The sequence below is a fragment of the Pseudomonas sp. HR1 genome (genome assembly GCF_030175875.1).
Classification (GTDB): Bacteria; Pseudomonadota; Gammaproteobacteria; order Pseudomonadales; family Pseudomonadaceae; genus Chryseomonas; species Chryseomonas oryzihabitans.
This window is the reverse complement of the sequence record NZ_JASNRF010000002.1, coordinates 204,079-217,659: the sequence shown is the minus strand read 5'-3', so window position 1 is coordinate 217,659 and position 13,581 is coordinate 204,079. Positions and strand designations below refer to the sequence as shown.

11 protein-coding genes are annotated in these 13,581 nt (G+C 68.1%); 1 reads left to right on the top strand and 10 read right to left on the bottom strand.

The window, feature by feature from the left end; genetic code table 11:
• Positions 1 to 75 precede the first annotated feature (75 nt).
• The 8 genes from gudD to QKY98_RS08305 all read right to left on the bottom strand — a co-directional run bounded on the left by gudD (position 76) and on the right by QKY98_RS08305 (position 10,498).
• Positions 76 to 1,434, bottom strand: a complete 1,359-nt coding sequence (gene gudD, locus QKY98_RS08340; protein WP_077172725.1) for a glucarate dehydratase — start codon at positions 1,432 to 1,434, stop codon at positions 76 to 78.
• Between the two features lie 18 nt (positions 1,435 to 1,452).
• On the bottom strand, positions 1,453 to 2,808 hold the full coding sequence (locus QKY98_RS08335) for an MFS transporter (protein WP_027602164.1): 1,356 nt from the start codon (positions 2,806 to 2,808) through the stop codon (positions 1,453 to 1,455).
• Between the two features lie 148 nt (positions 2,809 to 2,956).
• On the bottom strand, positions 2,957 to 3,991 hold the full coding sequence (locus QKY98_RS08330; protein WP_284670663.1) for a LacI family DNA-binding transcriptional regulator: 1,035 nt from the start codon (positions 3,989 to 3,991) through the stop codon (positions 2,957 to 2,959).
• 79 nt (positions 3,992 to 4,070) lie between these two features.
• Complete coding sequence (locus QKY98_RS08325) at positions 4,071 to 4,985, bottom strand: hydroxymethylglutaryl-CoA lyase (RefSeq protein ID WP_181083702.1); 915 nt, start codon at positions 4,983 to 4,985, stop codon at positions 4,071 to 4,073.
• Positions 4,982 to 6,916 carry an acetyl/propionyl/methylcrotonyl-CoA carboxylase subunit alpha gene (locus QKY98_RS08320; RefSeq protein WP_284670662.1) on the bottom strand — a complete coding sequence of 645 codons (1,935 nt, stop codon included), beginning with the start codon at positions 6,914 to 6,916 and terminating at the stop codon, positions 4,982 to 4,984. Before QKY98_RS08320 ends, QKY98_RS08325 begins: the two co-directional genes overlap by 4 nt.
• The gene (locus tag QKY98_RS08315) at positions 6,913 to 7,713 is read right to left on the bottom strand and encodes an enoyl-CoA hydratase-related protein (protein ID WP_284670661.1); all 801 of its coding nucleotides are present in this window, start codon (positions 7,711 to 7,713) and stop codon (positions 6,913 to 6,915) included. The genes QKY98_RS08320 and QKY98_RS08315 overlap by 4 nt, the downstream gene beginning before the upstream one ends.
• Positions 7,714 to 7,716: 3 nt before the next feature.
• Positions 7,717 to 9,324: a carboxyl transferase domain-containing protein gene (locus tag QKY98_RS08310; protein WP_044342045.1), complete on the bottom strand. Its 1,608-nt coding sequence runs from the start codon at positions 9,322 to 9,324 to the stop codon at positions 7,717 to 7,719.
• A gap of 10 nt (positions 9,325 to 9,334) precedes the next feature.
• Positions 9,335 to 10,498 (bottom strand): isovaleryl-CoA dehydrogenase, encoded by a 1,164-nt coding sequence (locus tag QKY98_RS08305; protein ID WP_007158524.1) that lies wholly within the window; start codon positions 10,496 to 10,498, stop codon positions 9,335 to 9,337.
• 367 nt (positions 10,499 to 10,865) lie between these two features.
• On the opposite strand from QKY98_RS08305, the gene QKY98_RS08300 reads away from it, so the two are divergent.
• Positions 10,866 to 11,774: a LysR family transcriptional regulator gene (locus QKY98_RS08300; protein WP_284670660.1), complete on the top strand. Its 909-nt coding sequence runs from the start codon at positions 10,866 to 10,868 to the stop codon at positions 11,772 to 11,774.
• Between the two features lie 20 nt (positions 11,775 to 11,794).
• Here QKY98_RS08300 and QKY98_RS08295 read toward each other — a convergent pair whose 3' ends face one another.
• Positions 11,795 to 12,019, bottom strand: a complete 225-nt coding sequence (locus QKY98_RS08295; protein WP_007158522.1) for a DUF2188 domain-containing protein — start codon at positions 12,017 to 12,019, stop codon at positions 11,795 to 11,797.
• A gap of 125 nt (positions 12,020 to 12,144) precedes the next feature.
• On the bottom strand, positions 12,145 to 13,578 hold the full coding sequence (gene aldA / locus QKY98_RS08290; RefSeq protein WP_284670659.1) for an aldehyde dehydrogenase: 1,434 nt from the start codon (positions 13,576 to 13,578) through the stop codon (positions 12,145 to 12,147).
• Positions 13,579 to 13,581 lie beyond the last annotated feature (3 nt).

Here is a 13,581-nt window from a genome sequence, read left to right as displayed (position 1 = left end):
GGTGTCGGACGCTGGAACGGAAACAGCGCCCGCCCCGGAGAGTCCGGAGCGGGCGCTGTTGGTGGGCCGAAGGGCCTAGCGCACCAGGCAGGGCTTCTTGTTATCGAAGGTCCAGTTGGGCGAGAGGAATTGCATGGCCATGGCGTCGTCGCGCGCACCGAGGCCCTTGGCCTTGTACAGCTCGTGGGCGCGGGCCAGGGCGTCCAGGTCCAGCTCCACGCCCAGGCCACCCTGCTGCGGCACCGCCACCAGGCCGCCCTTGATCTCCAGCGGTTGCCTGGTCAGGCGCTGGCCGTCCTGCCAGATCCAGTGGGTGTCGATGGCAGTGATCTTGCCCGGCGCCGCGGCGGCGACGTGGGTGAACATGGCCAGGGAGATGTCGAAGTGGTTGTTGGAGTGCGAACCCCAGGTCAGGCCCCAGTCGTTGCACATCTGCGCCACCCGCACCGAGCCCTGCATGGTCCAGAAGTGCGGATCGGCCAGGGGGATGTCCACCGATTGCAGCTGGATGGCGTGACCCATCTGGCGCCAGTCGGTGGCGATCATGTTGGTGGCGGTGGGCAGGCCGGTGGCGCGGCGGAATTCGGCCATCACCTCGCGTCCGGAATAGCCGTTCTCGGCGCCACAGGGATCCTCGGCATAGGCCAGCACATGGTGCTGGTCGCGGCACAGGCGGATGGCTTCCTTGAGCGACCAGGCGCCGTTGGGGTCCAGGGTCACGCGCGCCTCGGGGAAGCGCTCGGCCAGGGCGGTGACCGCCTCGATCTCAGCGTCGCCGCTGAGTACGCCGCCCTTGAGCTTGAAGTCCTTGAAGCCGTAACGGTCATAGGCCGCCTCGGCCAGGCGCACCACGGTCTCAGGGGTCAGGGCCTCTTCGTTGCGCACGCGGAACCAGGCGTCGTCGCTCTCGGCTTCGCTGCGGTAGTCCAGGGTGGTCTTGTTGCGGTCACCGACATAGAACAGATAGCCGAGCATCTCCACGGCGTCGCGCTGCTGGCCTTCGCCGAGCAGGGCCGCCACCGGCACCTCCAGGTGCTGGCCGAGCAGGTCGAGCAGGGCGGCTTCCAGGGCGGTGACGGCGTGGATGGTGATGCGCAGGTCGAAGGTCTGCAGGCCACGGCCGCTGGCATCGCGACCGGCGAAGGCCTGGCGGACCTGGCCGAGGATGCGCTGGTACTGCCCCAGCGGCTGGCCGATGAGGAATTGACGGGCGTCTTCCAGCGTCTGGCGGATGCTCTCGCCGCCGGGCACCTCGCCGACGCCGGTGCGGCCGGCGCTGTCCTTGAGGATCAGCACGTTGCGGGTGAAGTAGGGGCCATGGGCGCCGCTCAGGTTGAGCAGCATGCTGTCCTGGCCGGCGACGGGCACGACTTCCAGCGAGGTGACCACCGGGGTGCCGGTGTGCAGGGCGGGGGTGGCGTTGAATTGGGTCATGGTCGGGCTCCTTGGCGATCAGCGAGAGGTTTCAGCGGCGAGCGGGGCTTCGGCAGGCGGCGTGGGTACGCCGCGCAACTCGACGCGCTTGATCTCGCCGACGACGAACAGGTAACTGATGGCGGCCACCAGGGCATTGGCACCGACGAATACCAGGGCCATCTTGAAGGAACCGGTGGCGGCGATGATGTAGCCGATGATGATCGGGGTGGTGATGGAGGACAGGTTGCCGATGGTGTTGAACAGGCCACCGGAGAGGCCGGCGATCTGCTTGGGCGAGGTATCGGAGACCACCGCCCAGCCCAGGGCGCCGATGCCCTTGCCGAAGAAGGCCATGGCCATGAAGCCCACCACCATCCAGTCGGCGTCGACGTAGTTGCAGAGGATCATGCTCATCGACAGCAGCATGCCGGCGACGATGGGGGTCTTGCGCGCCACGCTCAGGCTGCTGCCGCGACGCAGCAGCCAGTCGGAGATCACCCCGCCGAGCACGCCGCCGATGAAGCCGCAGATGGCCGGCAGGGAGGCGATGATGCCGGCCTTGAGGATGGTCATGCCGCGTTCCTGCACCAGGTACACGGGGAACCAGGTGAGGAAGAAGTAGGTGAGGGCGTTGATGCAGAACTGGCCCAGGTAGATGCCGGCCATCATGCGATTGGTCAGCAGCTGGCCGATGTAGCTCCACTTCGGACCTTCGCTCTTCTTGCCGGGGGTGTCCAGGTCGACCAGGCCGCCGTTGCTGGCGATGTATTCGACCTCGGCGCTGTTGGCGCGGGGATGTTCGCGGGGGCTGTAGATCACCGCCATCCACACCGCCGAGAAGGCGATGCCCAGGGCGCCCATCACCACGAAGACGTGCTGCCAGCCGAAGTGGTAGACGATCCAGCCCATCAGCGGCGCGAACAGCACGGTGGCGAAGTACTGCGCCGAGTTGAAGATGGCCGAGGCGGTGCCGCGCTCCTTGGTGGGGAACCAGGCGGCGACGATGCGGGCGTTGCCGGGGAAGGAGGGCGCTTCGGCCAGGCCGACCATGAATCTCAGGGCGAACAGCAGGAACACCGCGGTGCCGATGCCGAATTCACCGATGTAGCCTTGCAGCATGGTGAACACCGACCAGGTGAAGATGCTTGCCGCATAGACCTTCTTCGACCCGAAGCGATCGAGCAGCCAGCCGCCGGGGATCTGGCCGAGCACATAGGCCCAGCCGAAGGCGGAGAAGATGTAGCCGAGGGAGACGGCACTGATGCCGAGGTCTTTTTGCAGGGCGGAGCCGGCGATGGAAATGGTGGCGCGGTCGGCGTAGTTGATCGTGGTCACCACGAACAGCATGAACAGGATCAGATAGCGGACGCGCGTCTGCTTGGTTTCGTGCATGGAGAGCTCCCACTGGTTTGTTTTTGTGTGCGGGCTGACATCGTGTAGCGGGCTTATGTTGTAAGTCGTCTGACAACGATAGCGTTATCATTAAACAGATAACGCTATCATTCAACCGTTAAATCTGTGGCCGGGCGCAAAAAAGTGGCTAGGAGCTCTGCCGCTCGATCAGGGCGAAACCGGTGTCGAGGCTTACCGCAGTTTGATCGCCCGCGAGGCGGTCGAGCAGCGCCTGGGCGACGCGCTGGCCCATGGCATCGGCATTGACGCTGACCGTGGACAGCGCCGGGGTGGCGAAGCGGCCGTTGGTGGTGTCGCCGAAGCCGACCACCGCCAGCTGTTCGGGGATGCGCAGGCCGCGGCTGCTGGCTTCGGCGACCACGCCCAGGGCCAGGGTGTCGGAGCTGCACAGCACCAGCTCCGGCGGTTCGGGGTGTTCCAGCAGGCGCGCCAGGCCGATGCGGCCGACTTCCCAGGTGGCGGGTAGGGGCAGCACTTCCATGGGCAATTCGGGGATGCCCAGTTCGACCAGGCGGGCCTGCAGAGCCAGGTTGCGGCGCATGGCGCGGGGATCGTCTACCGAGATCACCCCGAAGCGGCGATAGCCGCGGGCGACGAAGTGCTCCGCCAGGGCCACGCCGACCTGCTCGTGGGAAAAGCCCACCTGCATGTCCAGGGCCTCGGCGCTCAGGTCCCAGGCTTCCACCACCGGGATGTTCAGCGCCGCCAGCCGCGCGCGACTCGCCGGGGTGTGCAGGGTGCCGGTGAGGACGATGCCATCGGGGCGGCGGCCGAGGATGGCTTCCAGCAGTTCCTCTTCCTTTTCCGGTGAATAGCCGGTCGGACCGATCAGCGCCTGGTAGCCCGCCGCGGTGAGGCGATCCATGATCGCCTGCACCACGGTGGCATAGATGGAATTGGCGATGGTGGGCAAGAGGATGGCCACCAGCCGGCTCTTGCTGGAGGCCAGGCTGCCCGCCAGGAGATTGGGCACATAGCCCAGTTCCTTGACCACGGCCAGGACATGCTCGCGGGTGGCGGCGCTCACCAGGCTCGGGCGGTGCAGTGCCCGGGACACGGTAATGGGCGACACCCCGGCGGCGAGGGCGACCTCGCGCACGGTGAGGGGCAGCTCGGTGGTGCCATCGAGCTGGGCGAGTTCGCGTCGGGACTTCCTGGCCAAAGCGGGTCCTTGGATGAGAGAGGCTGCCATTATGAGAGCAAGCCCCGGCGGTTGCCATGGGCGCCGGCCAGGGCCCCGGCTAGTTGACCGCTCGCGTTGCCCGGGCGCGGCCGACCCGCGATTGATTGGGGCGACCGAGCAGGGCGGAAACGTCCCGTCCGGCGCGGACCAGTCTCTCCAGGTCGACGCCGGACGCTATGCCCAGGCCATCCAGCAGATAGACCAGGTCCTCGCTGGCGACATTGCCGCTGGCGCCCTGGGCATAGGGACAGCCGCCGAGCCCGGCGACGGAGCTGTCGAACACCGCGACGCCTTCGAGCAGGCTGGCGTAGACGTTGGCCAGGGCCTGGCCGTAGGTGTCGTGGAAATGCCCGGCCAGTTGGCTAAGGGGCACCTCCCGGCCCAGTCGCTGCCAGAGCGCCCGGGTCCGGCCCGGGGTGCCGACGCCGATGGTATCGCCCAGGGAGACCTCGGCGCAGCCCAGCTCCAGCAGTTCGCGGGTCACGCTCGCCACCTGGTCGGTTGCGACCTCGCCATCGTAGGGGCAGCCCAGCACGCAGGACACATAGCCGCGCACCCGGATGCCCGCCGCCCGCGCGCCCTCGACCACGGGCACGAAGCGCGCCAGGCTCTCGGCGATGGAGCAATTGATGTTGCGCTGGGAGAAGCCCTCCGAGGCGGCGGCGAACACAGCGATCTCGTCCACCCCCGCCGCCAGTGCGGCTTCGAAACCTTTCAGGTTGGGTACCAGTACCGAACGAACCACGCCCTCGGGCCGGCCGAGTCCTGCCAGCACCTCGGCGGTCCCGGCCATCTGCGGCACCCAGAGTGGCGAGACGAAGCTGCCCACCTCCAGATGATGCATTCCACTGGCGACCAGCGCCGTGCACAGCTGGATACGCTCGGCGATGCCCAGCGCCTGGGGCTCGTTCTGCAGGCCATCGCGGGGTCCGACCTCGACCAGCCGCACCCGGGACGGCAGGGCATCGCTCATGGTGCCACCTCCTCCAGTTCCACCAGCGGGGCGCCCTCGGCCACCAGCTCGCCCGGGCTACAGAACAGCGCCGCCACCACGCCGGCACGGGGCGCGCGGATGCTGTGCTCCATCTTCATCGCCTCCAGCACCACCAGCGGGGCCCCGGCTTCTACGATGTCGCCCACGGCCACCGGAACCGCTACCACGCTGGCGTTCATCGGCGCGGTGAGGCCACCGGCATCCGCCTGGCGCGCGACCTCGGCCAGCGGATCGGCCCAGGTGACGGCTTCGAAACGGTCCTGCCATTCGACAAACAGCGTCGGCCCTCGGCGATGGAGACGGGCGCTGTGGCGAACGCCGTCCACCTGCCAGTGGAGCCGATCACCGCTCAATGCGACGGCCAGCGGGTCGACCAGGCTCAGGGTGCGCACCTCGCCACGACAGGCCAGGCGCAGCGCGATGCGTGGTGGTCCACCCAGGCGCCAGCCCTGGCGGGACGCCCAGGGTGACGTGGGATCGGCAGCGGCGGGCAGCGTCGCCAGCCAGGCCTGGCCCGCCAGGGTCCAGAAGGCCTCCGGCAGTTCTGCGGGTGCGGGCAGCAAGGCCGCCTGATGCCGCTCGATGAAACCGGTGTCCAACTCCGCCGCGGCAAAGGCCGGATGGGCGAGCAGGCGCTGCAGGAAGGCGAGGTTGGTGGCGAAGCCGCCCACCGCGGTGTCCTGGAGCATGGCCAGCAACCGCTTGCGCGCCTGTTCGCGGCTGTCGCCCCAGGCGATCAGCTTGGCCAGCATGGGATCGTAGAAGGGCGACACTTCGTCGCCTTCCTCTACGCCGCTGTCCACTCGCCGCCCCGGACCGGCCGCGGGCTCGCGATAGAGCTGCAGGGTGCCCGAGGCCGGCAGGAAGCCCTGGTCGGTGTCCTCGGCATAGAGGCGCACCTCGATGGCATGGCCGTGCAAGGGCACCTGCGCCTGGGTGAGGGGCAGGGCTTCGCCCGCGGCCACGCGCAGCTGCCAGGCCACCAGGTCCAGGCCGGTGATGGCCTCGGTGACCGGGTGCTCCACCTGCAGCCGCGTATTCATCTCCATGAAGAAAAAGTCGCCACGGGCGTCGAGCAAAAATTCCACGGTGCCGGCGCCGACGTAGCCGATGGCCTGGGCCGCCTGCACCGCCGCCTCGCCCATGGCCCGGCGCAATTCGGGCGTGAGACCCGGCGCGGGCGCCTCCTCGATCACCTTCTGGTGGCGGCGCTGGATGGAGCAGTCGCGTTCGTTGAGATAGAGGCAATGGCCGTGCGCATCGGCGAACACCTGGATCTCCACATGGCGCGGTTGCAGCACGTATTTCTCCACCAGCATCCGTGCATCGCCAAAGGCCGAGAGCGCCTCGCGCTGGGCCGAGGCAAGGCCCTCGGCCAGGTCGGCTTCGTGTTCGACGATCTTCATGCCCTTGCCGCCGCCGCCGGCGGTGGCCTTGAGCAGGACCGGATAGCCGATGCGCGCCGCGGCGTCACGAAAGGTGGCCAGGGACTGGTCCTCGCCGTGATAGCCCGGCACCAGGGGCACCCCGGCATCGGTCATCAGCGCCTTTGCCGCGGACTTGCTGCCCATGGCGCGGATCGCCGCGGCGGGAGGACCGACGAAGACCAGCCCTGCCGCGGCCACCGCCTCGGCGAAGGCGGCATTCTCGGACAGGAAGCCGTAGCCCGGATGGATCGCCTGGGCGCCGGTGGCCAGGGCCGCGGCGATGATGCGCTCGCCCAGCAGATAGCTGTCGGCCGGCTTGGTCCCGCCCAGGTCCACTGCCTGATCGGCCTGGCGCACATGGCGGGCGTCGACATCGATGGCGCTGTGCACGGCGACGGTACCCAGGCCGAGGGCCTTGGCCGTACGCATCACCCGGCAGGCGATCTCGCCGCGGTTGGCGACGAGCAGACGGTCGAAGGTCATGGCGAGGTCTCCTGCCAGGCGGGACGACGTTTCTCCAGAAAGGCCTGCAGGCCTTCCTGGGCTTCGGGGGTGACGCGTACCTCGGCGATCAGGCCCTCGGTGAAGGAGCGCACCTCGTCGGGGGGTGCGCCCGCGCCAGCGCCGTCCAGCAACCGCTTGCAGGCGCGCAATGCCTGGGGCCCGTTGTCCAGCAGCCGGGCGATCCAGGCCTCGACCAGGGTGTCCAGGTCGGCAGCCGGCGCAGTCTCGGCCACCAGGCCCAGCTCGGCGGCGCGTTCGCCGGAAAAGCGCTCCGCGCCGAGCATGTAGCGGCGCGCCATGCGCTCGCCCAGGGCGCGAGTCACGAAGGGCGCGATGACCGCCGGCACCAGGCCGATGCGCACCTCCGACAGGCAGAAGATGGCGTCGCCCGCGGCCAGGGCCAGGTCGCAGCAGCTGACCAGGCCCACCGCGCCGCCAAAGGCCGCGCCCTGGACCACCGCCAGGGTCGGCATCGGCAAGGCCTGCAGGCGATACATCACCTCGGCCAGGCGCTCGGTGTCGGCGCGATTGGCGGCGGCGTCCAGGCGGGCCGAGGCCTGCATCCAGGCGAGGTCGGCGCCGGCGCAGAAGTGCCGCCCGCGGCCGCGCAGGAGCAGAAAGCGCAGGGCTTGATCGCTGGCGATCTCGGCGAGCACGCTGCCCAACTCCGCGATCAGCTGCGCATCCAGGGCATTGTGGCGATCCGGGCGATCGAGCCAGAGGGTGGCGAAGCCGCGTGGATCACGGATCAGTTCCAGGGTGTGGAAGTCAGTCATGGCCTACATCCGGAAGACGCCGAAGGTCGTCGGCTCGAGAGGGGCATTGAGACTGGCCGACAGGGCCAGGGCGAGGACCTCGCGGGTCTGGGCCGGGTCGATCACCCCGTCGTCCCACAGCCGCGCGCTGGAATAGTGGGCATGGGCCTGGCGTTCGTACTGCTCGACGATGGGGGCCTTGATCCGCGCCGCCTCCTCGTCGTCGAAGGCCTCGCCGGCGCGTTCGGCCTGCTCGCGCTTGACCTGCACCAGCACCCCGGCCGCCTGCTCGGCACCCATCACGCCGATGCGCGCGTTGGGCCACATCCACAGGAAGCGTGGATCGTAGGCGCGACCGCACATGCCGTAGTTGCCGGCGCCAAAGCTGCCGCCGATGATCACGGTGAATTTGGGCACCCGGGCGCAGGCCACTGCGGTGACCAGCTTGGCGCCGTGCTTGGCGATGCCGCCTTCCTCGTATTTCTTGCCCACCATGAAGCCGGTGATGTTCTGCAGGAACAGCAGCGGGATGCGGCGCTGGCAGGCCAGTTCGATGAAGTGCGCGCCTTTCTGCGCAGATTCGGCGAAGAGGATGCCGTTGTTGCCGAGGATGGCCACCGGATGGCCGTGCAGGTGGGCGAAGCCACAGACCAGGGTGGTGCCGAATTGCGCCTTGAATTCATCGAAGACGCTGCCGTCCACCAGCCGCGCGATCACCTCGCGCACCTCCAGCGGCTGCTTGGGATCGGCCGGCACCAGACCGTGCAGTTCCTCGGCCGGGTAGAGGGGCGGGATAGGCGTCTTCAGTTGCAAGTCGCCCAGCTTGCGCCAGTTGAGGTTGGCGATGCAGCGCCGGGCCAGGGCCAGGGCATGAGCATCGTCTTCGGCGTAGTGATCGGCCACGCCGGAGGTCCGGCAATGGACATCGGCGCCGCCCAGTTCCTCGGCGCTGACCACCTCGCCGGTGGCGGCCTTCACCAGCGGCGGACCGGCGAGAAAGATGGTGGCCTGCTGGCGCACCATGATGGTCTCGTCGCTCATGGCCGGCACATAGGCGCCACCGGCGGTGCAGGAACCCATCACCACGGCGATCTGCGGGATGCCCTGGGCGCTCATGGTCGCCTGGTTGAAGAAGATCCTCCCGAAGTGCTCGCGGTCGGGGAAGACGTCCTCCTGGCGCGGCAGGTTGGCGCCGCCGGAATCCACCAGATAGAGGCAGGGCAGGCGATTCTGCAGGGCGATGGCCTGGGCGCGCAGGTGCTTCTTTACCGTGAGCGGATAGTAGGAGCCGCCCTTCACCGTGGCGTCGTTGGCGATGATCATGCACTCGACGCCCTCGATGCGGCCGATGCCGGCCACCACCCCGGCGGCCGGTACCTCTTCCTCGTAGACGTCGAGGGCGGCCAGGGCGCCGATTTCCAGGAAGGGCGAGCCTGGGTCCAGCAACAGATCGATGCGCGCGCGGGGCAGCAGCTTGCCGCGCGCGGTATGGCGCGCCTGGGCCCTGGCCCCGCCGCCTTCGCGGATGCGCGCCAGCAGCCCGTCGAGCCGGGCCAGTTGTTCGGCCATGGCGGCGGCGTTGCGCTGGTAGTCCGGGGTGCGCCGGTTCAGCGTGGAGGTCAGCACGGTCATGAAGGCGTCCTCACCGGGTTTCGTTGAACAGCTCGCGGCCGATCAGCATGCGGCGGATCTCGCTGGTGCCGGCGCCGATCTCGTAGAGCTTGGCGTCGCGCAGCAGGCGACCGGTGGGGTATTCGTTGATGTAGCCGTTGCCACCGAGGATCTGGATGGCTTCCAGGGCCATCTGGGTGGCCTTCTCGGCGGTGTAGAGGATCACCCCGGCGGCGTCCTTGCGGGTGGTCTCGCCGCGGTCGCAGGCCTGGGCCACGGCATAGAGATAGGCGCGGCTGGCGTTGAGGCCGGTGTAGAGATCGGCCACCTTGCCCTGGATCAGCTGGAATTCGCCGATGCTCTGGCCGAATTGCTTGCGGTCGTGGACATAGGGCAGCACCACGTCCAGGCAGGCCTGCATGATGCCCACCGGGCCGCCGGCGAGCACCACCCGCTCGTAGTCCAGGCCGCTCATCAGCACCTTGACCCCGCCATTGACCTGGCCCAGCACGTTGTCCTCCGGCACCTCCACGTCGTCGAAGAACAGCTCGCAGGTGTTGGAGCCGCGCATGCCCAGCTTGTCGAACTTGCTGCCGCGGCTGAAACCCTTCCAGTCACGCTCGACGATGAAGGCGGTGATGCCATGGGCCGCCTTTTCCGGTTCGGTCTTGGCGTAGATGACATAGGTGTGGGCATCGGGGCCGTTGGTGATCCAGGTCTTGCTGCCATTGAGCACATAGCGATCGCCGCGGCGTTCGGCGCGCAGCTTCATGGAGACCACGTCCGAGCCGGCGTTGGGTTCGCTCATGGCCAGGGCGCCGACGTGCTCGCCGCTGACCAGTCCGGGCAGGTAGCGGGCCTTCTGCGCGGCGCTGCCATTGCGATGGATCTGGTTGACGCAGAGATTGGAATGGGCGCCGTAGGACAGGGCCACCGAAGCCGAGCCGCGGCTGATCTCTTCCATGGCCACCGCATGGGCCAGGTAGCCGAGTCCTGCGCCGCCGTATTCCTCGCCCACGGTGATGCCGAGCAGCCCCAGGTCACCAAAGGTGCGCCAGAGATCCATGGGGAAGCTGTTGCTGGCATCGATCTCGCCCGCGCGGGGCGCCACCTCGCGGGCGACCAGGGTGCGCACCTGATCGCGCAGTAGGTCGAGGGTCTCGCCCAGGGCGAAGTTGAGACTCGGGTAGCTCATGGGGTCACCTGTTGTTGGGATTGTCGGGTGCGAGCGGTCAGCCGAACAGGCGTGCGCAGGGCGGCCGCCAGGCACGGTGCGGAGCGGAAAGGGACAGGGCGGGGCTGTTTCATCGGCCAGGCGCGGGCGTGGCCCGAAAGCGATAGCCGCAAGGACGTCGGGCAGGGCCGCCGACGGCGGGGCAAGGGTGCGCTCGACGCGCGGGTGCGGAACGCGGGCGCCAGGGCGCTCATGGTCCGTCCTCCTGTTCATTGTTCTTGTCATGGCGACCGCGAGAGGAAGGCGGCGCGCCTGTGCCTCTGAGTCTAGGAGGAGAAATGCGCTATCGTGAAACGATAAAAATAGAATCCAGGTATTGGAAAATCAGATGGCACTGCACCAGGACATCTCGATGCGGCAGCTGCGCTACTTCGTCGCCGCCGCCGAGAACAGCCAGTTTTCCCTGGCCGCCAGCGCGGTCAACGTCAGTCAGTCCGCAGTCACCACGGCGGTCAGTCAGCTGGAGGCGAGGCTCGCCGTGCGGTTGTTCGAGCGCCTGCCCCATGGGGTGAAGCTCACCGCCGAGGGCCACCAGTTCTATCACCATGCCCGGCACATCCTCGACACCCTGCAGGACGCCGTCAGCCAGCCGCTGTTCCAGAGTCATGCCCTGACTGGCCAGGCGCGCGTCGGCGCCTCCTATGCAGTGCTCGGCTACTACCTGCCGACCCTACTGGCGCGCTTCAAGCGCAGCTATCCGCAGATCGACATCGACCTGCGCGACATGGACCGACCCAGCATCGAAGCCGGCATCACCGACGGCACCCTGGAGCTGGGCCTCACCGTCATCTCCAACGTCGACGCCACCCAGCCCTTCGAGCGTCATCTGCTGATGCGCTCGCCGCGTCAGCTCTGGCTGCCTAGCGCCCATCCGCTGCTGGCGCCGGAGTGCGTCACCCTGGCCGATATCGCCCCCTATCCCTACATCCTTGCCACGGTGGACGAAGGCGAGACCTCCACGTTGCGCTATTGGCGGGCGGCAGGCCTGGAACCCAACGTGGTGTTCAAGACCTCGTCCATGGAATCCCTGCGCGGCCTGGTCGCCCACGGCTTCGGCGTGACCATCCTCTCCGACATGCTCTATCGCGGCTGGTCGCTGGAAGGCCGCAAGCTGGAAGCCCGCCCGGTGGCCGATACCATCCCGCCCATGGAGCTGGGCCTGATCTGGAGTCCCGAGGAGCGCCTGGGCCCTGGGGCTCAGGCGTTTCGGCAGTTCCTGGTGTCGGCGGCGGGGTAGCGGGGCAAGGCGCCTCGACCTCAGCCCTTGGACTGCGCCGGGTCCGCACTGCGTGGATAGGTACGCTCTTCCTCGATGCGGCCATCCGCGGTGTGAATCTTGACGCTGCCGGTCTTGCCGTCCAGGTATTGCGCGGCCTGGTGGACGATGGCGTCCTTGGTCGAGGCCTTCAGCAGGGCGCGATCGCCATGCTCTTCCTTGAATTCCCAGCCGGTGTCGGTGGGTAGGATGTGGTAGTTCTGCATCTGGTCTCCCTGGGGCCCTTGGCCCTTGCCTGGTCTTGGGTTGCAGCTGTTTCGACCCGCGTTCGCCCAAGAACATTCGAGCGAACCGGCCCGGGCAGGCCAGGCAGGGGACCGGGCAGCGCTACTCAGCCCTGCAGATAGACCACCTGGGTATGGGTGTACTCATAGAGGCCATGCTTGCCGTCGGCGCCGCCGATGCCGGACTTGCGTACCCCGGCGTGGTAGCCCTGCATGGCTTCGAAGTTCTCCCGATTGATGTAGGTCTCGCCAAAGTCGATCTCGCGCATGGCGTGCATGGCCTTGCCCAGGCTGCGGGTATAGACGGAGGAGGTGAGGCCGTATTCGCAGTCGTTGGCCAGGGCGATGGCTTCGTCGAGATCATCGACTATCTGGATCGGCAGCACGGGGCCAAAGATCTCTTCGCGCATGATCGGCATGTCCGCGCGACAGTCCGCCAGCACCGTGGGCTGGAAGTGAAAGCCGCGACCCAGGTCGGCACGACGGCCACCGGTGACCAGGCGCGCGCCCTGGCCGAGGGCGACGTCGACCTTGGCCGCCACCTTGTCCAGACCGGCGGCGTTGATCAGCGGTCCCATCTCCACGCCGGTGTCGGCCTGGGGGTCGCCATAGCGGGTGGCGGCCATGGCGCGGCCGATGCGCTCGATGAAGGCCTCGGCCACCGCGCGCTCCACATAGACCCGCTCGGCGCAGTTGCACACCTGCCCGGTGTTGATGATGCGCGAGTCGCGGATGGCGCGGACCGCCAGGTCCAGGTCGGCATCGGCCAGGACGATGGCCGGCGCCTTGCCGCCCAGCTCCAGGTTCAGCTTGGTCAAATTCGGTGCGGCAGCGGCCATGATCCGCGAGCCGGTGGCGACGCTGCCGGTAAAGCTGACCATGTCGATGCCGGCGTGGGCGCTGAGCTGGCCCCCCACGGAACCGGCGCCGCTGACCAGGTTGAACACCCCGGGCGGCAGATCCGTTTCGGCCACCAGGCGGGCGAATTCATGGGCATTGATCGGGGTTTCTTCGCTGGGCTTGATGACGATGGTGTTGCCGGTGAGCAACGCCGGCGCCAGCTTGCGGGCGATCAGGAAGAAGGGGAAGTTCCAGGGCAGGATGCCGGCCACCACACCCAGTGGCTTGCGCAGGAGAAAGATCTGCTCGTCGGGTCGGTCGCTGGTGATGATCTCGCCTTCGATGCGCCGCGCCCACTCGGCCATGTAGTCGAGGTAGTCGGCGGTGAAATTGACCTCCACCTCGGCCAGGCCGTGGATCTTGCCCTGTTCGGCGACAATCGTTTGCGCCAGTCGTGGTGCCTGCTCGCGCAGCTTGGCGGCGATGCGCCTGAGATGGCCGGCCCGCTCGATCGCCGGTTTGCGGGCCCAGGCCTTTTGCGCGCGGCGGGCGGCGGCGATGGCCTGGTCGACGTGGTCGCGGCTGGAGGCCGGCACCCGGGCCAGGGCCTCGCCGGTGGCCGGGTTGTGGACGAGAAAGTCCTCGGCGGCCGGCAGGAAGCGGCCATCGATGTAGTTCTGGTAAGCGGGCAGATCGGCCATGGC